Here is an 18,740-nt window from a genome sequence, read left to right as displayed (position 1 = left end):
CATGGCCAAGCTTCCCCTCTCCCACATCAAGGTCCTCGACCTCACCGCCCATCGCGCCGGCCCGACCGCCGTGCGCCAGCTCGCCGACTGGGGCGCGCAGGTGATCAAGATCGAGCAGCCCCCCGAGCCGGGCACGACGACCGATTCGATGGGCGGCGCGCGCCACGGATTCGACTTCCAGAACCTTCATCGCAACAAGCAGGCGATCACGCTCAACCTCAAGAGCAAGGAAGGCCACGCGATCTTCATGAAGCTCGCGAAGAAGGCCGACGTGATCGTCGAGAACTATCGCTCTGACGTGAAGTACCGCCTCAAGGTCGACTACAAGTCGGTCAAGAAGGTGAACCCGAAGATCATCTACGGCTCGATCGCGGGCTTCGGCCAGAGCGGTCCGGACGCGGCGCGCCCCGGCGTCGACCAGATTGCGCAGGGCATGGGCGGGCTGATGTCGATCACCGGCGAGCCCGGTCGCGGGCCGATGCGCGTCGGCATTCCCATTTGCGATCTCACGGCGGGCCTGCTGCTCGCCCAGGCGATCACGCTCGCCCTCTACAATCGCGAACGCACCAGGAAGGGCCAGTGGGTCCACACCTCGCTGATCGAAGCGCAGATCTTCATGCTCGACTTCCAGGCCGCGCGCTGGCTGATGAAGGGCGAGGTGCCCAAGCAGGCGGGCAACGACCATCCGACCTCGATCCCGACCGGCGTGTTCCCGACCAGCGACGGCTACATCAACATCGCCGCCGCCGGACAGAGCATGTGGAAGCGCTTCGCCCAGGCAATGGGCGGCGGCCAGTTGCTCGACCATCCCGAGCATGCGACGCCTGCGTTGCGCTCGGAGAACCGCAAGGCGCTGAACGAACGCATCAGCGGCGTCACGCGGACCAACACGTCGGCGCACTGGATCGCGGCGCTCAACAAGGCGGGCGTGCCGTGCGGGCCGATCAATTCGATCGACATGACCTTCGCCGAGCCGCAGGTGAAACATCTCGGCATCGCGCGCGGCGTCAAGCATCCCAAGCTCGGAGAGATCAAGGTGGTCGGCAACCCGATCAACCTCACGGGCTCGCCGCAGCCCAGGAAGCTGAAGCCCACGCCTGATCTCGGCCAGCACACCAACGCGGTGCTCAAGAGCCTCGGCATGAGCCCGAAGAAGATCAAGGAACTGCGCGCGGGCGGTGTCGTCTGATGGCCCGCACTCCGAAAGCCAGGGCAAAGCGGACCGCGCTGATCACCGGCGGTGGTCGTAACATCGGCCGCGCCTGCGTCCTCGGCCTCGCCGCCGACGGCTTCAATGTCGCCATCAACGGCTCCAGCGATCGCGCGGCCTGCGAGAAAGTCGCCAAGGAAGCCCGCAAGCTTGGCGCGAAGGCCCTGGTCGTCATGGGCGATGTCGGCAAGCCGGAGGAATGCAAGCGGATCGCGGCCGAGGCGATCAAAGAATTCGGCGCCGTCGACGTGCTGGTGAACAATGCCGCCCTTCGCCCGGGCAAGCCGTTCCTGGAAATGAGCGAAGCCGCCTGGCGACGGGTGATCGCCGTCGACCTCGACGCGGCCGTCTGGCTCTCCCGCGCCTGCCTGCCCGGCATGTTGAAGAAGGGCTGGGGCCGCATCGTGAACTTCACCGGCATGAACGCCATCCATGGCTATGCGGGACGGGCACCGGTGTCGGTCGCCAAGCACGGCGTCTGGGGCCTCACCAAGTCGCTGGCCAAGGAGTTCGGACCCAAGGGCGTCACCACCAACGCCATCTCGCCCGGTCCCATCGCCTCCGACGTCGAGGGGGACGACGCCTCCTCGCATCACCGGCGTGAGACGATGGCCAAGGTGCCGCTTGGCCGCATGGGCACGCCCGCCGAAGTCGCCGCCGCCGCACGGCTCCTGATCTCCGAGGCTGGCGCCTACATCAACGGCCAGATGATCCAGGTGAACGGCGGCGCGGAGACATGAGCGGACGGATCGAACGAAGCGATCTCGCCTGCTCGGTCGAGGCGGTGTTTCTGGTCAAGTAGCGCGCGCTACTCGATCTGGACGTTGGCGGCCTTGGCGATGCGGCTCCAGCGCTCGGTCTCGCGCGCGACGAAGCGAGCGAAATCGGCGCGACTTTCGAGTTCAACTTTGGCGCCCTGCTCGCGCCACAGGCGTTTCACGCCCTCGCTGGCGAGCGCCTCCTGCACGGCACCATGCAGCCGGTCGAGGGCGACATCGGGCGTACGCGACGGCGCGAACAGGCCGAACCAGGTGGTCATGCGGAAATCGGCAAGGCCCGCCTCGTGTGCGGTCGGCACGTCGGGCAGCAGCGCCTCGCGGCGACGGCTAGCCACCGCGAGCGCACGCAGCTTGCCGGACTTGACGTAACCCGCAACGGTGCTGACCAGAACGAAGGCGGCGGCGATCTGCCCGGCCAGCAGGTCCTGCAGCATCGGCGCGCCACCGCGATAGGGCACGTGATTGAGCTGCACGCCGGCACGCCCCTCGAACAGGCCGATGGCAAGATGCGTCACGGTGCCGAGGCCCGCCGATCCGACATCGATCGCGCCGGGCCTCTGCTTCGCCGCCGCGATGAACCCGGCAAGGGACGCAACGTCGAGCCGCACCGGATTGACCACCAGAACGTACGGCACACGCGCGAACGCGCTGATCGGCGCGAAGTCGCGGTCGAAGTCGAAGCCCGCCCTGGGGTAGATCGTGGGCGCATAGGTGAGGCCGGTGTCGCCCACCAGCACGGTGTAGCCGTCGGCCGCGGCGCGCGCCGCGATGGCCGTGCCGAGCGTGCCGCCGGCGCCGCTCCTGTTGTCGATCATCATCGTCTGGCCGAGCCGGTCGGCGACATGAGCGGCGATCGGACGGGCGAACAGATCCGAACCGCCGCCGGCCGGAAACGGCACGATCCAGGCCACCGATCGCTCCGGCCATTCACCGGCGCGCGCGGCCGCCCCAGCGCCTGCCGTCAATAGCCCGCCGAGGGCCGAACGCCTCGTCATCTCGATCATGCGGCCGAGAACTTAGCGAGAGGGCCGCGCCCTCGCTACCGCATTGCGCGCCGATGGGGTAGGCTTTTGGCCGTCAGCCACGCCAATGGCCGGACCAAGGAAGAGAAAGTTTCGGAGGCAACATTCAAGGAGGCACCCATGAGCCGTCACAAGGGCTTAACAGTCGCTGCCATCGTGGCGGCAAGCGTGATTGCGTGGTCGGGTAACGCGTTCGCCCAGGCGAAGATCGTCGATGGGCCGGAAGTGAACTGGAAGCTCGGGGCATGGGGCAAACCGCGCGCCGCTACCCAGAATGTCGAGGTCCTCAAGAAATTCATGGAGGAACGCACCGGGGGCAAGTTCAAGATCCAGATCGGCTACGGCAGCTTCGGCAATCCCAAGGAACTGCTGGACTCGCTCAAGGTCGGCAGCCTCGAGATGACCAACATCTGCGCCTCCTACCATCCGGAGAAACTCCCCGTCTTCTCCGCCCTCGACCTGCCGTTCCTGCCAATCCCCGATCTCGACACGCAGGAAAAGGTGCATCTCGCCTTCTACAAGCACCCGCTGATCGTCAAAGAGTTCGCCGCCTGGAACGCCATGCCGTATCTCTCGGCGGTGCTGCCGACCAACGAGTTCGTCGGCCGCGGCAAGGCACCCAAGCACATCGACGATTTCAAGGGCATGCGCGTACGGGCTCTGGCTGGTATCGGCGAGGCAATGCGCAAGCTGGGCGCGGTGCCGACCTCGGTCGACGCCACCGAAGTCTACACCTCGCTCGAGCGTGGCACGGTCGACGCCGCCGCCTTCCCGACCACCTACGCGCATCAGTCGTACCGCACCTACGAGGTCGGCAAGTGGTACACGGAGAACATGAATCTGGGCAACGTTGCCTGCCCGACCCTGATTCATACCGAGCAGTGGGCCAAGCTGCCGCAACAGTACAAGGACCTGCTGATCGAGGCGCAGCCGCTTGCCCATGCCGCGGTCAAGAAGGCCTATCGCGAGGCCGACGAGAAGAACATCCCGCTGTTCAAGAAGAAGCTGCAGTTCCTCAAGTTCACGCCCGACGAGCTGGCCGCCTTCCGCAAGGCCGGCGGCCAGCCGGTGTGGGACGAATGGGTCGTCAAGCGTGACGCCCAGGGCATCCCGGGTCGCGAAGTGCTGGACTTCCTGCTCAAGACAGCCGCTTCACCAAAATCCTGAAGGCGTTCCCTCAGGCCGCCGCGTCAAGGATGAACGTCACGATCTCTGGGAAGGCGGTCAGGAAGCCGATGGTGATGATGTCGGCGAAGATGAACGGCCAGATGCCTCGGAAGATGTCGGCGACCGAGATGTCTGGCCGGACGCCGTTGACGACGAACACCACGAGGCCGACCGGCGGCGACAGCGTCGCAATGCCGTTCAGCTTGACCAGGATGATGCCGAACCAGATCGGATCGTAGCCCATCGCCTCGACCACGGGGAAGATCACAGGAAGCGTCAGCAGGAACATGCCGATGCCTTCCAGGATCGTGCCGAGGATCAGGTAGATGACGTAAATCGCCAGCAGGACGGCGAGCGGCGGCACGTCGAGGCTGGTGACCCAGCGCGCGATTTCCTCGGGCAATCCGGCAAAGCCCAGGAAGCGCACGAAAATCAAGACACCCCAGATCACGGTGAAGATCACCGCCGTGAGCCGCGCCGTCTCCAGCAGCGCGCCGCGCAGCTCCGGCCACTTCATGCCGTTCATTAGCGCGATGACGAAGACGCAGAGGGCGCCCAGCGCACCCGCTTCGGTCGGCGTCGCCCAGCCGAACAGCATGCTGTAAAAGATGATGCCGATCACCAGCACGATCGGCGCCGTACCGGGCAGCGACTTGATGCGCTGTGGCCAGGTGTAGCCGCGGATCGGCTTGCCGAGTTCGGGATTGCGCCAGCACATGACGAGGATGATCAGGGTATAGACCAGGGCCGAGAAGAGTCCCGGCGCGAAGCCCGCGACCAGCAGCTTGCCGATCGATTGCTCGGTGATGATGCCATAGACGACGAGGAGCGCGCTGGGCGGGATCAGCGAATCGAGCGTGGCGCCCGCCGCGACCACGCCAGCCGCCAAGCGCTTGTTGTAGCCTGCCTTCAGCATCTCAGGGATCGCCACCTTGGCGAACACGGCGGCTGCCGCGGTATTGGCGCCCGACACCGCCGAGAAACCGGCGACCGCGTAGACGGTGGCAATGGCGAGACCGCCCGGAAGCCAACCCAGCCATCGCCGCGCCGCCTCGAAGGCGGCCTGGGTGATACCGGCATAGTAGGCAAGATAGCCGATCAGGATGAACATCGGCAGGACGCTCAGCGTATAGTTCACGACTGCCCCGTGCGGTACGACACCGGCGGTGCGCAGGCCGGGACCCCAGCCGGTCAGCGCGGCCAATCCGAACACTCCGACAATGGCGGTCGCGTAGGCGATACGCACGCCGAGAACGCAAAGGAAGATGAGGAGGCCGCAGCCGACAATTCCGAGCGTGAGTGGCTCGATGCTCATGACCGCTTCTCCTCGTGCGCAGTTTCTTCGCGGCCCAATGCCTCTTCGATCTCGTGCTGTGCCTGCACTTCGATGGTCTCGATCACCGGCACAGCGATCGGTTGCGCCTGCGGGTGGCGGATCAGACGGACGTAGTCGATCGACTGCAGGGCCATCCGCACCCACAAGACGGCGAGTACGACGGGTACGAGAAGCTTGGTCGGCCAGATCGGCAGATTGATATCGATGGTCGAATCACCGAGTTGCCACGCGCGCTGGAAGTTCAGATAGGTCGAGTCGATGAGGACCGTAATGACGACCATTGCGACGAGGACGCAGAACAGCTCCATCGACCACAGGAAACGCAGCGAGAAGCCGCGCAGCAGCAAATCCATGCGGATATGAGCGCCTACCCTCTGGGCGTAGGAGATGCCGAGAAAGGCGAACAGCGCGCTCGCCTGCTCCATATAGTCGATGTACCCGTTGATCGCAGTGTCGAAGACGGTACGTCCGATGACCTGGAAGACGCCGACGAACATCAGGAAGAAGATCGCGGCCGCGGCGATCAGGTTCAACCCGTCTTCAAGCCACGACCAATAGCGGTGTGCGGCCGCCAAAGCGGCCGTCCCGTCTCCCTGCATGCGATCCTCCCGCTGCCGGCGGCCGCCCGTATTCGGGTCGTCGTTTGCCGCAGGCTTGGACGGAGGCTAACCCCGCGGCCCGCCCGGTTCAATCGATTGCGGCCGGCTCCTGGCGCCTTTCGATCGTTGCCACAGCGCCCCGACGACAACGATCCCGGCCACACCAAGACCGCCGAACGCGATCGCCAGCGTGCCGAAGATCAGACTGAACAGGGCGGACATCATTCCCTGTGCAACGGCAAGAACGACCTTCGGTTCAGCCCGACCGTTCGCCAGACCAGCCGTCAGGCGATAGCGGCCAGGCTGGTCGATCGTGAAGGCAAACATCGAGGTGCCTTTGCGGCTGCCGATCGAATAGCTGCTGCTGGTGGATGGTTCGGTGAGCCTCACGGCGGCGCCGTTCGCCTCGGCCGTGAGGCCGACGCGCAGGCCCTCGACCGAATCGGAGGCGTAGTAGCGGCCATCCACGACGCTCCTCTCCTCGTGATAGATCGTGTAGGTGCCAGGCTTGTCGAGGACGAGAACCGTACTGCCGGGCACGACGGCCCGCATCAGCCGCGCATCCACCGCTGCCAGGCGCGGCATCAGATAGAACGCCGCGCCGGCGAATCCCGCGAGCGCGATCAGACCGGCGACGACGAACCAGAGCGGGCTGCGCATCTCAAGCCTCCTCTACGACACCTTCCCTACCGGCAGCTCGATCGAGCTCGCATGCTCGCCGCCGCTGAGAATCGTGAGCAGCGGCGGCCGGCCATGCGGCGCCTGCGCGAAATGGTCGGCATCGCCGCCGGCGATCGACAGCCGCAGCCGGCTGCCCTGGGAGAAGCGCCACGCCGTCGGCAACAGGGCGAAATGCAGGAGCTGCGGTTCGCCGATTGGCATTGGCCGGGCGTCCTTGCGGGCGAAAGTCCGCCACGGCCAGGTGGTGCGATAGTTGCGCGGCGCCCGTGCCTCGGCCCGGTGGATGGCGCGCAGCACGCCTTCCGTGACGTAGCGCGCCGTGCCGTCGGCCTCGACTTCCGAGAAATACACGAAGACCGCGGCGTCGGGTTCGCTCGAGGCGAGCCACAACGACACGACGGGATGGCCCGCGATCTCCAGCGCGCGTTCCAGTGGCGGCGTCGTGAAGTCGAGGAGATGCCGCTCCCGTTCCGTCCAGTCGGCGTAGTAGGCCGTGGCATCGATGCCGGCGATGCGCTCGTAGCGCGTCTGGGTTCCCGACCCTCGCGTGAAGTCGACCTGGAAGGCCTCCGACGCGCCGTCGTTCGGCCGCGCCGGCGCGAGCGTTCGGCCCGGCGCGACGTAGAGTTGCCGCTTCGCCGCCACCGGCGGCCAGACCTTGGCGGCGCGCCACTCCTCGGCATGGACGGTGAAATAGTGGATCGGGTCCTCGTGTTCGAGACCGGTCTGGCGGCCGGCGAGATGGCGGTCGAAGAAGCGCAGCACCTCGCCCAGCACCGGCAGTTCCGGCTCGATGCGTGCGCGCCACGGTGAGGCGTTGACCCGCGCGCCGTGGTCCCATGGCCCCAGCAGCAGTCGGCGCTCGGCATTGGGCAGGGTGAGGAAGCGCGACAGGGCGCCGTTGGCGTAACCTGCGCCATCCATCCAGCCCGAGACGGCATAGACGGCGATGTCCTCGGGGATCTCGTCGAGATAATTGTAGGGACTGAACGAGGCGCTGGTGAAACCGGGATCGTAGGCCAGCGCATCGTCGCGGAATTTGAACTCGCTGATGAAGTCGGGCATGCGGAAGTTCGCGAGGTGGCCCTTCACCGCCTCGGTCGCGAGTGCGCCGCCGGCATCCTCGTCGACCGGCATCGGCCCCAGCAATGCCGGGTTGGCGAAATAGCTGAACTGCCCGCGCAGCTCGCGCCGGTCGTGATCGAGCGCCAGCATCAGCTCGTCGTAGACCAGCGCCAGCCGCTTGATCAGCATGCCGCCGGGATAATAGTTGTCGGTCCAGGTGTCCCAGACCGCGAACAGCGGTGCGATCGCCTTCACCGCCTTGTGCCCGGTGCTGGCGAGGAAATCGCAGGCCGCGCCCAGATAGGAGATGCCGGTGGCGCCGATGGCGCCGTCGCTCCACGGCTGGGCCACGATCCAGTCGGCGATGGCGCGGCAGTCGTCGCGCTCGCGCGGCGAGCGGAAGGAATCGCGCGTGCCGAAGCTCGCCCCCGTGCCGCGGGCGTCGACCACGACCAGGGCGTAGCCGCGCGGCACGAACATGTCGCGATAGCGGTAGGTGTTGGGCGATGGCTCGACACCGGTCGTTCCCGACGCCAACTCGAAGCGGCGAACATAGGGCGTCAGGATGAGAACGGTCGGCCAGCGCGTCGAGGCATCGCCATCAGGCAGGATCACATCGACGGCGAGCCGGCAGCCGTCCGGCATCGTCACGTAGCTGGAGACCGGCGCGCCCACCGCGAATTCGGCCGGCCGGCCGGCAAGATAGCGGCTCGGCGGCACCTTCCAGGCCGAACCGAGGTCGTCGCGATCCGCCATGATCCAACCTTCTGCGAGCAGCTACGCGAAAGCAGCTGACCCTCCTCTGCACGAGCAGAGGAGGGTCACCGATCATCACATGTTGAGCTGGCTGACGAACTTGGTGTTGAGATAGGCCTCGAGCGCCTCGAGACCGCCCTCCGAGCCGTAGCCCGAGTCCTTCATGCCTCCGAACGGCACTTCCGGCAGGGCGAGGCCGTGGTGGTTGATCGACACCATGCCGCTTTCGAAGGCAGCGCCGACCGCCGCCGCGGTCTTGGTGTTCTTGGTATAGGCATAGGCGGCCAGGCCCCAGGCGAGGCGGTTGGCCTCCTTCATCACGCCGTCGAAATCCTTGAACGGGGTGATCGGCGCCAGCGGGCCGAATGGCTCCTCGTTCATGATCTTCGAATCGGGCGAGACGTTGGTGAGCACGGTGGGCTCGTAGAAGTAGCCCTTGTTGCCCAAGCGCTTGCCGCCGGTCTGGACCTTGGCGCCCTTGGAGATTGCGTCGTTCATGAAAGTGTCCATGGCATGCAGGCGGCGCTCGGCCACCAACGGCCCCATCTTGGTCTCCGCCTCGAGGCCGTTACCCACCTTCATGTTCTTGGCATAGGCAGTGAAGCGCTCGACGAACTCGGGATAGACCTTCTCGTGCACCAGGAAGCGCGTCGGCGCGACGCAGACCTGGCCCGCGTTCCTGAACTTGTTGGCGCCCAGCACGTTCACGGCCTGCTCGAGGTCGGCGTCCTCGAACACGATGGCCGGCGCATGGCCGCCCAGCTCCATGGTGACGCGCTTCATGTGCGCGCCGGCCAGTGCCGCCAGCTGCTTGCCGACCGGCGTCGAGCCGGTGAAGGTCACCTTCTTGATGATCGGATGCGGGATCAGATAGGCGCTGATCTCCGACGGCACGCCATAGACGAGCTGGATTACACCCGCCGGCACGCCGGCATCGACGAAGGCCTTGATCAGCTGGGCGCACGAGGCCGGCGTATCCTCCGGTCCCTTGATGATGATCGAGCAGCCGGTCGCCAGCGCCGCCGAGGCCTTGCGCACGACCTGGTTGATCGGGAAGTTCCACGGCGTGAAGGCGGCGACCGGCCCGACCGGCTCCTTCAGCACGAGCTGGTAGACGTTCTCGGCGCGCGCCGGCACGACGCGGCCGTAGGTGCGGCGGCCTTCCTCGGCCATCCAATCGATGATGTCGGCGGCAAGGTTGGTCTCGATCCTGGCCTCGTAGAGTGGCTTGCCCTGCTCCATGGTCATGATGGTGGCGATCTCGTCGAGGCGCTGGCGCATCAGGTCGGCGGCCTTGCGCATGATCTTGTAGCGCTCGTAGGCCGAGACCTTTTTCCAGACCTTGAAGCCCTTGTCGGCGGCGGCGAGCGCGCGGTCGAGGTCGGCGGTCTCGGCGTGAGCAACCTGGCCGATCACCTCTTCCGTCGCGGGATTGATGACGGGAATCGTGCGACCCTTGGACCCCTTGGTCCAGGCGCCGTCGATCATCAGGGAGACGTCATTATAGGCAGTCATCATTTCCTCCGGTTCTCAGGATCCGCGATAGGTCGAATAGCTCCAGGGCGTGCAGAGCAGCGGCACGTGATAATGCCCTTCCGGCTCGGCTATAGAAAAGCGCAAAGGCACGATGTCGAGGAACGGCGGATCTCCCTGTTCGATACCCCTGCTGCGGAAATGGTCACCGACGGCAAAGCGCAACTCATAACGCCCGATCGGCAATGGACGGTCACCGATCAGCGGCCGGTCAGTACGGCCGTCCGAATTGGTGACGGACGTGGCGATGCGATGTGCCGTCTCACCCGAGAACTCATAGAGTTCGACCGCGACGCCGACCGCAGGCCGGCCGGCATGGGTGTCCAGGACATGGGTGCTGAGACGGCCATTCACGCGGGGCATGCCCTCACCCATCACCTTGGCCGCGATTCGCAGCCGCGTGATGTAGAAGACTTCCATCAAGGCAGCGGCGAATTCGGTGGCGACGTCGTGGCCGAGCCGGCGCTCGAACTGTGCCAGGATCGAATCACGCGTGTGGCGGCGCACGCAGACGATGAACGGAAAGCCGAACTTTGCCGTGTAGGCATCGTTCAGGCGGTGAAACCGTGCGAAATCGGCTTCGCTCAACGAATTGAGACCGACGCTCGACTGCTCATTCTTCGAATCGGCGGTCATCGCGCCGGCGCGGGCAGCCTTGCCGGCAAGATCGGGATGGCCGCGCAGGAATTCGAGCTGGCGCTCGCGGGGCGCCGCCCGTACCGCGCCCATCATCGCCTCGTGCAGCGCCGTCACGCTCGCAAAAGGGCGTATGGCCCATGCCGCGTCGGCAACCCAGGGCGCCAGTTCGAAGGTCTCGCCGACCGCGCCAGAAAAGGTCGGAAGAGTCATGCGATTGAGGTCGGCCAGCGGCAGTGTCATGCCGGCCGAACTAGCACGGCCAGTTGACGCCTGCACCATCACCCTGCAATCCTTCCTGCTTCCGGTACAGACCGCTGTCGCGTGCGACGCGGATTTGATCCGGGATGGTTCTGATGTCCCCGACGGCGGGAATGTCCGCTCTCTCCGGCAAGCATTGCCATGGCGAGGACTGGAAATGATGAATCGTCGCGACATGTTCAAAGCCGGCCTCGCTGCCGGCGCCGTCGGTCTCGCGCCGGGTCTGGCGTCGGCCCAGGCCATCTTCGCGCCCGTGCCCAAGGGATGGCGGAGCTTCGTGCTGACCATGCAGGTGGAGCCGACCGCTGGCGCCAACAAGGCATGGATCCCGCTCCCGACTTTTGAGGCCGCTGACTGGCAGCGGCCGGGCAATGTCACCTGGACCGGCAACGCGCGCATAGCCGAACGAGTGCGCGATCCCAAGTATGGCGCCGAGATGCTGCGTGTCGAATGGGCGAGTGATCAGCAGTCGCCGGTGATCGAGGTCGCAGCCCGGGTGCAGACGCAGAATCGAGCGGTCCGCATCGGGCTGGCGCAAAGCGTGACTCCCCTCTCGGAGACGGAACGCAAGCTTAGCCTCGCCGCCACCGAACTGCTGCCGACCGACGGCCTCGTCAAGGAGACCGCCGAGGAAATCGTGCGCGGCAAGCGCGACGATACTGCCAAGGCCCGCGCGCTCTACGACTGGGTGGTGGAGAACACCTTCCGCAACGCCAAGACGCTGGGCTGCGGCGTCGGCGACATCACCACGATGATCAAGACCGGCAACCTCAACGGCAAATGTGCCGACCTTAATGCGCTGTTCGTCGGCCTGGCGCGTTCCGTTGGCCTGCCGGCGCGCGACGTCTACGGCATTCGCGTCGCCCCGTCGGAGTTCGGCTTCAAGGCGTTGGGGGCCGGCTCGGAGGTGGTCAGCACGGCGCAACATTGCCGCGCCGAGGTCTGGTTGGCCGGCAGCGGCTGGACACCGGTCGATCCCGCCGACGTGCGCAAGGTCGTGCTCGAGGAGCCACCGGCCAACCTCGCCATGACCGATCCCAAGGTCGTGGCCGCGCGCCGGGCGCTGTTCGGCTCGTGGGAGGGCAACTGGGTCGCCTTCAACGTCGCGCACGACGTGAAGCTGCCCGGCTCGAGGGAACCGGCGATCCCGTTCCTGATGTATCCGCAGGCCGAGAACAAGGCCGGCTTCCTCGATTCGCTCGATCCCGACAAGTTCAAGTACCGCGTCACGGCGCGCGAGCTGACAGCCTAGCGTTCTTCGGCGTTTCGAACGTCCGGCCCGCCGGGTATATACCGGCGGGCATGAACGTTCCCGTCCCCGCCACATCGGCCGAGATCGCCTCGATCCGTCGTCGCTACCTCTGGATGGCGACGTCGATCTTCTTCCTCGACTTCGCCATCATCGTGATCTTCATGGCGGCAACGGATACCTGGCTCAATGCCTGGCGTTCGGCCGGCATCGGCGTGCTGCTGCTGCTGGGTGTCAACTGGCTGACCGTCCGTCATCTCTTCGAGCCGGTCCGGTGCTATCTCGACGGCAAGATCCCGTTCGAGGACATCCAGCGTCGCTTGACGCAATTGCCACTGCTGACGGCGCAGACCACGGCGATCCTCACCTTCACCGTCTGGGCCTTCCGGCTCTCGGTGCCGTTCTGGGCCGATTCGTCAGCCGATATTCCCAAGCCCACGATCGGCGACTTCGTGGCCACGATGGGCGTGCTCACGATCTTCTATTTTTCCTACACCTACTTCGTCGTCAGCGACTACCTCGCCAACCTCTGCACCTTCATCTTCAGGCACTATGGCCGCAACCTCTCCCTGTTCTTTGGCAGCTACACGATAAAACTCCTGGTGGCACTGCTGGTGATCTCGATCGGCCCGCTGGCGGCGATCCTGGCCGATCTCTTCTCCTACGAAGCCGAGCGCCTGCAGGTCGAGATCCTGATCGACGTCGCCTCGGCCGCGATGGGTGTGGCCATCATGGCTTACTTCATCAGCCGTTCGCTGCTGCGCCCTCTCCACGCGCTCTCGAGCGCGATGACGAAGGTGGCCGACGGCGACCTCAGCCTGCGCGTGCCCGTCACTTCCAACGACGACGTCGGCGAACTCACCGGCCAGTTCAACAACATGGTCGAGGGCTTGCGCGAGCGCGAGCGCATCCGCGAGACCTTCGGCCGCTACGTCGACGAGAGCGTCGCCTCGACCATCCTGCATCGCGAGGGCCAGGGCGTGCTGGCGGGCGAAACACGCGAGGCCACGATCCTGTTCACCGACATCGCGGGCTTCACCACCATCGCCGAGTATCTGGCGCCCGACCGGCTGGTGACGGCGCTCAATGAATATCTCGAGACGGTGCTGGAGCCGATCCGGGCGCATGGCGGCGTGGTCAACACCTTCATCGGCGATGGCCTGTTCGCGAGCTTCAACATGCCGCTAGCCTGCGAGAACCACGGCGTCGCCGCGGTGCGCGCCGCCATCGACATCCAGCGTGCCGTCGGCGCCCGCACCTTCGGCGACGAAGGCGTGGCCTTCGCCACCCGGATCGGCATCAGCACCGGCCATGTCATCGGCGGCTCGGTCGGCGCCGGCCAGCGCATGAGTTTCACCTTGCTGGGCGACACGGTGAACCTCGCATCGCGGCTGGAAGAGTTGAACAAGCAACACGGCACGCGCATTCTGGTTTCGGAAAGCACCTGCACGGCATGCAATGGCGAGTTCGCGTTTGCAGCACTTGGCAGCGTGACCGTACGCGGCCGCAGCGATGTGGTTGCCATCTTCAGCATCGACCCCAACAGCCAGGGAAAGCCTTCATGAACGCGTCCGGATTGTCGTCCGATCAGGTGAAGCTGCAGGCTCGCGCCCGCGAACTGGCTTCAGGGCCCGTCGCAAAACGAGCGGCCGAGGTCGACCGCACCGAGCAGTATCCCTGGGACAATGTCGAGCTGCTGAAGGATGCCAAGCTGATCGGCATGACGATCCCCACGCAGTACGGCGGCCAGGGCAAGGGCTGGCTCGACGCGGTGCTGGCGATCGAGGCGCTGTCGGCGGCCTGCGCCGTCACCGGCCGCATCGCCGTCGAGACCAACATGGGCGCCATCAGCGCGGTGATGGCCTATGGCTCTGAAGAACAGAAGAAGATGTGCGCCGACATGGTGCTGGCCGGCGACAAGCCCGCCATCTGCATCACCGAGCCCGATGCCGGCTCCGATGCCAACGGCATGACCACGCGCGCCGACAAGAAGGGCAACCGCTACCTGATCAACGGGCGCAAGCACTGGATCACCGGCGGCGGCGTCTCGCGGCTGCACCTGATCTTCGCCAAGGTCTACGACGAGAAGGGCCAGTTCGAGGGCATCGGCGGCTTCCTTGCCATCCGCGATGAGACCAAGGGGCTGAAGATCACCAAGCGCGAGCCGACCATGGGGCTGCGCGGCATTCCCGAGGCGGTGATCGACTTCGAGGATATGGACGTGCCGCCCTCGGCCCTGGTGATCCCGCCGCGCGGCCTCAAGAAGGGCTTCGCCGACCTGATGACCGCCTACAACAGCCAGCGCGTCGGTGCCGCCACCGTGGCGCTCGGCATCGCCGAGGGCGCCTATCAGCTCGCGCTCGACTGGTCGGAAAAGCGCCACCAGTTCGGCCGGCCGATCAACGAGTTCCAGGGCCTGCAGTGGAAGCTCGCTGACATGTCGATAAAACTCTCGGCGGCGCGGGCATTGGTCTACAACGCCGCGCGGAGCGGCGAAGGCGGCTTTCCCGACATGCTGATGGCCGCGCAAGCCAAGGTCTTCACTTCGGAGAGCGCCATCCAGATCGTGAACGAGGCGCTACAATTCTTCGGCGCGCGCGGCTATAGCCGCGAACTGCCGCTGGAGCGCATGGCGCGCGACGTGCGCATGTTCACCATCGGCGGCGGCACGGCGGAAGTGCTGCGTAACGTCGTGGCGGGGGCGCTACTCAAGAAGAAGCTGCCGCAGACGCGCGACGGCTGGAGTCAGGCCTAGCGGCCGAACCTGTTCCACTTGCCGTCGTTGCCGCGAATCACGACGAACTCGGTGCCCTTCTTGGCCGGTTCGTCGCGCGGCGTGCAGGCAATCGAGATCCACGACTGGAAATCCCAGCGTGCCGAACAGCTTTCCATTGCGCAGGGCAATGCGATTTCCGCTTCGGCGACGAGACCGTCATCCGAGGGCTTGTGAATGGAGAGAGTGCCCCGTTCCGGCAAGAGCGAGCAGGCGACAGTGAGGAACTTCGACTTGTCCGAAGCCCACACCGGTGCACCATAGACCGTGAACAGCCGGCCCGTTCGCTTCATCACCAGCGTATAGGAGAAGTCTTCATAAGCCGGGGTGCGGACCACGTAGAAGCGGCCGGGATCGTCGAACCTTTCGTAGAGATACTGATAGGCAGTGTCGCCGTAGGGACAGTCCTGCAATTCGACCGACTTGCCGCCATCGACTGCCAGGCGAAGCCGGTCACCCTGCCGTGCCACGCTGGGCACGTCGCCACTGAAGCGTTTGGCTTCCTGCGGCCACTCCTTTGTCTGGTTGTCGCGCTCATATTCCGCGGTTGGCGGCGCGCCGTTTGGCACGCAGGCCTTCGCCTCCTCGCCGGCCGCCTGCGCAAGCGCGACTGCGGGAAACAGCAGAGCGGCAAGACAAGCCACGCGCGCGATCATGCGATCGTGCACTAAGCGCCGGGACAGGAACCCAGAATGGAAAAGCCGGGAACTGGGCGGCATTCCACATACCCCGGATGATACATGTCGATCACGACGTTATGCACGACGTCACCGCATTTGACTTCATAACCATCGAGAATGGAAGTGTAAGGCCCTGGCCCAAAGCTGCCGATACGTTTGAACGTCGGCCGCGACCCGCCCGGACAAATCAAGCGTCGCAGATAGGCGTGCTCCCCTTCCGGCTGAAATGCGCGCACTGGATTTTCACGCGTCCCCAACGGCCGCGCGTCTATGGCTTTCCAGTTGGGCTCGATCTTCTTACGTTCGCCTGGCGAGAACATGTCGTAGATCTCGATGCCGCCCTGAGAGAAGGCCGGCGCCGACAGGAAATGCAAAAGCGCGATGACTGCGACCGTTGCAAACTTTGAGATCATGGCCGTTCACCCTTTTGTGAGCATCGTCTCCAGGCTCACCGAACGCAATGTCGCCTCGGCGATCTCGTCGATCTCCGTCAGGACCCGCTGGAGCGCGCCGCCGATTTCAGTGTCCTCGCCCGGCTCCTTTGCGCGGTTGCCCGGCACAGGCTCGAACAGGGCCACGACGTCCATCAAGGTGATGCGGCGGCGGTTGCCGGTGAAGCGGTAGCCGCCCGACGCGCCGCGTTCGGCCTGCACCAGGCCCGCGGTCGACAGCGTGCGCAGGACCTTGGCGAGATGATGCGTCGACACGCCGAACCGGTCGGCAAGATCGGCGGACGACAGGGTCTGTGCCGGATCGCGTGCCAGTTCGAGCGTCGCGTAGAGGCCGAGCCGCGTCGCCGTCTGCAGCTTCACGGCAGTTCCCTCATGGAAGTTCCCTCATGGAAGCTCCTTATCGAGTTGGAGCGACGGCCCCGCGACCATGCCCTGGGCTCGGAAGAAAGAGAGGATCAGGTGGTCCTTGCGGTCGACCAGCGTGCGCACGCGCGTCACGCCTTCTGCCTTGAAGCGCGCCACCAGCGCCTCGAACAGCGCGCTGCCGGCGCCCTTCAGGCGGAGCTTGGGATCGATCTGGATGGCGAACACCCAGCCGGCCGGCGGTTGGCCGAATTCCCAGGCCCGGACCTCGCCCGCGATGAAGCCCGCGAAGGCACCCTTGCCGGTCTCGGCGACCAGGAAATGCAGGCCCGGCGCCAACCGTTCCCGCCAGTACTCCGGCTTGCAGGTGCCGGTCAGGCGGGCGTCCAATGCCGAAATCGCCGGCAGATCAGAGGCTTGGGCAGGGCGTACAGCGACCATGGAAGCTGACAGAATGAACTTGCGGCAGGGAAAGTAAATAGGTATTTCAGTACCGAATTACCTAAATGGGAAACGCCATGGCCGAGACCGCCATCATCGACTTCCGCACCCGGCCGGAGCTCTACCGGCACTGGAAGCTCGCGCTCGAAAATGGCGTGGCCTATCTCACCATGGATGTGAACGAGGATGGCGGCCTCAAGCCCGGCTACAAGCTGAAACTCAATTCCTACGATCTCGGTGTCGACATCGAGCTGGCCGACGCCGTGCAGCGCCTGCGCTTCGAGCATCCCGAGATCGGCGCGGTGGTGATCCGCAGCCAGCGCGACCGCGTCTTCTGCTCCGGCGCCAACATCAACATGCTGGGTCTCAGCACCCACGACCACAAGGTGAACTTCTGCAAGTTCACCAACGAGACGCGTCTGGCGATCGAGGATGCGAGCGAGCATTCGGACCAGACCTACATCTGCTCGATCAACGGCATCGCAGCCGGCGGCGGCTATGAACTGGCGCTCGCCTGCGAGCAGATCCTGCTGGCCGACGACGGCTCGAGCGCGGTGTCGCTGCCCGAGTTGCCGCTGCTCGCCGTGCTGCCCGGCACGGGAGGTCTGACACGCCTGGTCGACAAGCGCCTGGTGCGGCGCGACCACGCCGATTTCTTCTGCACCACCGCCGAGGGACTGCGCGGCAAGCGGGCGCAGGAATGGCGGCTGGTCGACCGACTGATCCCGCCCAGCAAGCTCGTCGACGAGACCAGGAAGGTCGCCGAGGAGACCGCGGCCAACTCCGCGCGGCCGAAGAATGCCAAGGGTATCGCGCTCCCCACCGTCGCGCGCACGATCGAGGGTGACACGATCCGTTACGGCCATCTCACCGTCGAGATCGATCGCGAGGGTCGCTCCGCCAGGATCCGCATCAACGGCCCCGCCTCCGCGCCGCCCGCCGACATTCACGCCGCCGGCGCCACCTTCTGGCCGCTGGCGCTGGCGCGCGATCTCGACGACGCGATGATGCACCTGCGCCTGAACGAGACCGAGATCGGCACCTGGGTTCTGACCAGCCAGGGCGACGGCGCGCTGGTCGAAGCCTACGACGCCCTGCTAGCCAAGGAGGCGTCGAACTGGCTGGTGCACGAGATCGTGCTTTACTGGAAGCGCACGCTGAAGCGACTCGACGTCAGCTCGCGCAGCCTGATCGCGCTGGTCGAGCCGGGCTCATGCTTCACCGGCACGCTGCTGGAAATCGTGCTGGCGGCCGATCGCTCCTACATGCTGGACGGAACGGTTGAGGGTTCCAACCTGCCGGCGGCGACACTACGGCTCACGTCGATGAACTTCGGGCCCTACCCGATGGGCAATGGGCTGACCCGGCTCGCGACGCGTTTCCTGTCCGATCCGAAGCATGTGGACGAACTGAAGGAAGAGATCGGTGAGGCGCTCGACGCCGAGGCCGCCGACGAGACTGGCCTCGTCACCTTCACGCCCGACGACATCGACTGGGAGGATGAGGTCCGCCTTGCCGTGGAAGAGCGCGCCGGCTTCTCGCCCGACGGGCTAATCGGCATGGAAGCCAACCTGCGCTTCGCCGGGCCGGAGACGATGGAGACCAAGATCTTCGCGCGGCTCTCGGCCTGGCAGAACTGGATTTTCCAGCGGCCGAACGCGACGGGTCCCGAGGGCGCGCTCAAACTCTACGGCACGGGCAAGCAATCCAAGTACGACCGGAAGCGGGCATAGGAGG

The 18,740-nt window shown here is 65.5% G+C and carries 18 protein-coding genes; 7 read left to right on the top strand and 11 right to left on the bottom strand.

The window, feature by feature from the left end; all coding sequences use genetic code 11:
* The first annotated feature begins 1 nt into the window (after window position 1).
* Together EPO55_RS02705 and EPO55_RS02700 are read left to right on the top strand one after the other, a co-directional pair.
* On the top strand, window positions 2-1,189 hold the full coding sequence (locus EPO55_RS02705; RefSeq protein ID WP_296334854.1) for a CoA transferase: 1,188 nt from the start codon (window positions 2-4) through the stop codon (window positions 1,187-1,189).
* Complete coding sequence (locus EPO55_RS02700; protein ID WP_296334853.1) at window positions 1,189-1,950, top strand: SDR family oxidoreductase; 762 nt, start codon at window positions 1,189-1,191, stop codon at window positions 1,948-1,950. Before EPO55_RS02705 ends, EPO55_RS02700 begins: the two co-directional genes overlap by 1 nt.
* Before the next feature lie 68 nt (window positions 1,951-2,018).
* On the opposite strand, the gene EPO55_RS02695 is transcribed toward EPO55_RS02700, so the two are convergent.
* Window positions 2,019-2,984: a tripartite tricarboxylate transporter substrate binding protein gene (locus EPO55_RS02695; RefSeq protein ID WP_296334852.1), complete on the bottom strand. Its 966-nt coding sequence runs from the start codon at window positions 2,982-2,984 to the stop codon at window positions 2,019-2,021.
* Between the two features lie 147 nt (window positions 2,985-3,131).
* Between EPO55_RS02695 and dctP the strand changes: the two genes are divergently transcribed.
* A complete protein-coding gene (gene dctP, locus EPO55_RS02690) occupies window positions 3,132-4,178 on the top strand; it encodes a TRAP transporter substrate-binding protein DctP (RefSeq protein ID WP_296334851.1) in 1,047 nt (348 codons plus the stop codon).
* Window positions 4,179-4,188: 10 nt separating this feature from the next.
* On the opposite strand, the gene EPO55_RS02685 is transcribed toward dctP, so the two are convergent.
* The 6 genes from EPO55_RS02685 to uraD form a co-directional block, all read right to left on the bottom strand.
* Entirely contained in the window at window positions 4,189-5,493 is a 1,305-nt protein-coding gene (locus EPO55_RS02685; RefSeq protein ID WP_296334850.1) for a TRAP transporter large permease, read from the bottom strand.
* Complete coding sequence (locus EPO55_RS02680; RefSeq protein ID WP_296334849.1) at window positions 5,490-6,089, bottom strand: TRAP transporter small permease; 600 nt, start codon at window positions 6,087-6,089, stop codon at window positions 5,490-5,492. Before EPO55_RS02680 ends, EPO55_RS02685 begins: the two co-directional genes overlap by 4 nt.
* A gap of 90 nt (window positions 6,090-6,179) precedes the next feature.
* Window positions 6,180-6,773 carry a hypothetical protein gene (locus EPO55_RS02675; protein ID WP_296334848.1) on the bottom strand — a complete coding sequence of 198 codons (594 nt, stop codon included), beginning with the start codon at window positions 6,771-6,773 and terminating at the stop codon, window positions 6,180-6,182.
* Between the two features lie 12 nt (window positions 6,774-6,785).
* A complete protein-coding gene (locus tag EPO55_RS02670) occupies window positions 6,786-8,615 on the bottom strand; it encodes a CocE/NonD family hydrolase (RefSeq protein ID WP_296334847.1) in 1,830 nt (609 codons plus the stop codon).
* A gap of 75 nt (window positions 8,616-8,690) precedes the next feature.
* Window positions 8,691-10,130, bottom strand: a complete 1,440-nt coding sequence (locus EPO55_RS02665) for an NAD-dependent succinate-semialdehyde dehydrogenase (RefSeq protein ID WP_296334846.1) — start codon at window positions 10,128-10,130, stop codon at window positions 8,691-8,693.
* 15 nt (window positions 10,131-10,145) lie between these two features.
* Window positions 10,146-11,027, bottom strand: coding sequence for a 2-oxo-4-hydroxy-4-carboxy-5-ureidoimidazoline decarboxylase (gene uraD / locus EPO55_RS02660; RefSeq protein WP_296334845.1), 882 nt, complete (start codon window positions 11,025-11,027; stop codon window positions 10,146-10,148).
* A 175-nt stretch (window positions 11,028-11,202) separates the two neighbouring features.
* Between uraD and EPO55_RS02655 the strand changes: the two genes are divergently transcribed.
* From EPO55_RS02655 to acdA, 3 genes are read left to right on the top strand one after another with little or no spacing between them, the layout of a single operon-like run.
* On the top strand, window positions 11,203-12,297 hold the full coding sequence (locus EPO55_RS02655; protein WP_296334844.1) for a transglutaminase domain-containing protein: 1,095 nt from the start codon (window positions 11,203-11,205) through the stop codon (window positions 12,295-12,297).
* Between the two features lie 50 nt (window positions 12,298-12,347).
* The gene (locus tag EPO55_RS02650) at window positions 12,348-13,859 is read left to right on the top strand and encodes an adenylate/guanylate cyclase domain-containing protein (protein WP_296334843.1); all 1,512 of its coding nucleotides are present in this window, start codon (window positions 12,348-12,350) and stop codon (window positions 13,857-13,859) included.
* The gene (acdA, locus tag EPO55_RS02645) at window positions 13,856-15,049 is read left to right on the top strand and encodes a 3-sulfinopropanoyl-CoA desulfinase (protein ID WP_296334842.1); all 1,194 of its coding nucleotides are present in this window, start codon (window positions 13,856-13,858) and stop codon (window positions 15,047-15,049) included. The genes EPO55_RS02650 and acdA overlap by 4 nt, the downstream gene beginning before the upstream one ends.
* On the opposite strand, the gene EPO55_RS02640 is transcribed toward acdA, so the two are convergent.
* The 4 genes from EPO55_RS02640 to EPO55_RS02625 are packed head-to-tail and all read right to left on the bottom strand — an operon-like array spanning window position 15,046 to window position 16,952.
* Window positions 15,046-15,723: a hypothetical protein gene (locus tag EPO55_RS02640; RefSeq protein ID WP_296334840.1), complete on the bottom strand. Its 678-nt coding sequence runs from the start codon at window positions 15,721-15,723 to the stop codon at window positions 15,046-15,048. The two genes, acdA and EPO55_RS02640, sit on opposite strands and share 4 nt — an antisense overlap.
* Before the next feature lie 11 nt (window positions 15,724-15,734).
* The gene (locus EPO55_RS02635) at window positions 15,735-16,160 is read right to left on the bottom strand and encodes a hypothetical protein (RefSeq protein ID WP_296334839.1); all 426 of its coding nucleotides are present in this window, start codon (window positions 16,158-16,160) and stop codon (window positions 15,735-15,737) included.
* A 6-nt stretch (window positions 16,161-16,166) separates the two neighbouring features.
* Window positions 16,167-16,559 (bottom strand): Rrf2 family transcriptional regulator, encoded by a 393-nt coding sequence (locus EPO55_RS02630; protein ID WP_296334838.1) that lies wholly within the window; start codon window positions 16,557-16,559, stop codon window positions 16,167-16,169.
* Between the two features lie 24 nt (window positions 16,560-16,583).
* Window positions 16,584-16,952: a GNAT family N-acetyltransferase gene (locus EPO55_RS02625; RefSeq protein WP_296334836.1), complete on the bottom strand. Its 369-nt coding sequence runs from the start codon at window positions 16,950-16,952 to the stop codon at window positions 16,584-16,586.
* A gap of 128 nt (window positions 16,953-17,080) precedes the next feature.
* On the opposite strand from EPO55_RS02625, the gene boxC reads away from it, so the two are divergent.
* Window positions 17,081-18,736, top strand: a complete 1,656-nt coding sequence (gene boxC / locus EPO55_RS02620; protein WP_296334835.1) for a 2,3-epoxybenzoyl-CoA dihydrolase — start codon at window positions 17,081-17,083, stop codon at window positions 18,734-18,736.
* Window positions 18,737-18,740 lie beyond the last annotated feature (4 nt).

The organism is Reyranella sp., assembly GCF_004296935.1.
GTDB lineage: Bacteria > Pseudomonadota > Alphaproteobacteria > Reyranellales > Reyranellaceae > Reyranella.
Note: the sequence above shows the minus strand (reverse complement) of the source record. Positions and strands in the feature narration are given on the sequence as shown.

Coding starts and splice junctions, on each gene's coding strand:
- EPO55_RS02640 (WP_296334840.1), bottom strand. CDS start 15,723: ATGATCGCGCGCGTGGCTTGTCTTGCCGCTCTGCTGTTTCCCGCAGTC.
- EPO55_RS02665 (WP_296334846.1), bottom strand. CDS start 10,130: ATGACTGCCTATAATGACGTCTCCCTGATGATCGACGGCGCCTGGACC.
- EPO55_RS02635 (WP_296334839.1), bottom strand. CDS start 16,160: ATGATCTCAAAGTTTGCAACGGTCGCAGTCATCGCGCTTTTGCATTTC.
- EPO55_RS02700 (WP_296334853.1), top strand. CDS start 1,189: ATGGCCCGCACTCCGAAAGCCAGGGCAAAGCGGACCGCGCTGATCACC.
- EPO55_RS02655 (WP_296334844.1), top strand. CDS start 11,203: ATGATGAATCGTCGCGACATGTTCAAAGCCGGCCTCGCTGCCGGCGCC.
- EPO55_RS02685 (WP_296334850.1), bottom strand. CDS start 5,493: ATGAGCATCGAGCCACTCACGCTCGGAATTGTCGGCTGCGGCCTCCTC.
- EPO55_RS02705 (WP_296334854.1), top strand. CDS start 2: ATGGCCAAGCTTCCCCTCTCCCACATCAAGGTCCTCGACCTCACCGCC.
- boxC (WP_296334835.1), top strand. CDS start 17,081: ATGGCCGAGACCGCCATCATCGACTTCCGCACCCGGCCGGAGCTCTAC.
- EPO55_RS02650 (WP_296334843.1), top strand. CDS start 12,348: ATGAACGTTCCCGTCCCCGCCACATCGGCCGAGATCGCCTCGATCCGT.
- EPO55_RS02670 (WP_296334847.1), bottom strand. CDS start 8,615: ATGGCGGATCGCGACGACCTCGGTTCGGCCTGGAAGGTGCCGCCGAGC.
- uraD (WP_296334845.1), bottom strand. CDS start 11,027: ATGACACTGCCGCTGGCCGACCTCAATCGCATGACTCTTCCGACCTTT.
- EPO55_RS02675 (WP_296334848.1), bottom strand. CDS start 6,773: ATGCGCAGCCCGCTCTGGTTCGTCGTCGCCGGTCTGATCGCGCTCGCG.
- dctP (WP_296334851.1), top strand. CDS start 3,132: ATGAGCCGTCACAAGGGCTTAACAGTCGCTGCCATCGTGGCGGCAAGC.
- EPO55_RS02695 (WP_296334852.1), bottom strand. CDS start 2,984: ATGACGAGGCGTTCGGCCCTCGGCGGGCTATTGACGGCAGGCGCTGGG.
- acdA (WP_296334842.1), top strand. CDS start 13,856: ATGAACGCGTCCGGATTGTCGTCCGATCAGGTGAAGCTGCAGGCTCGC.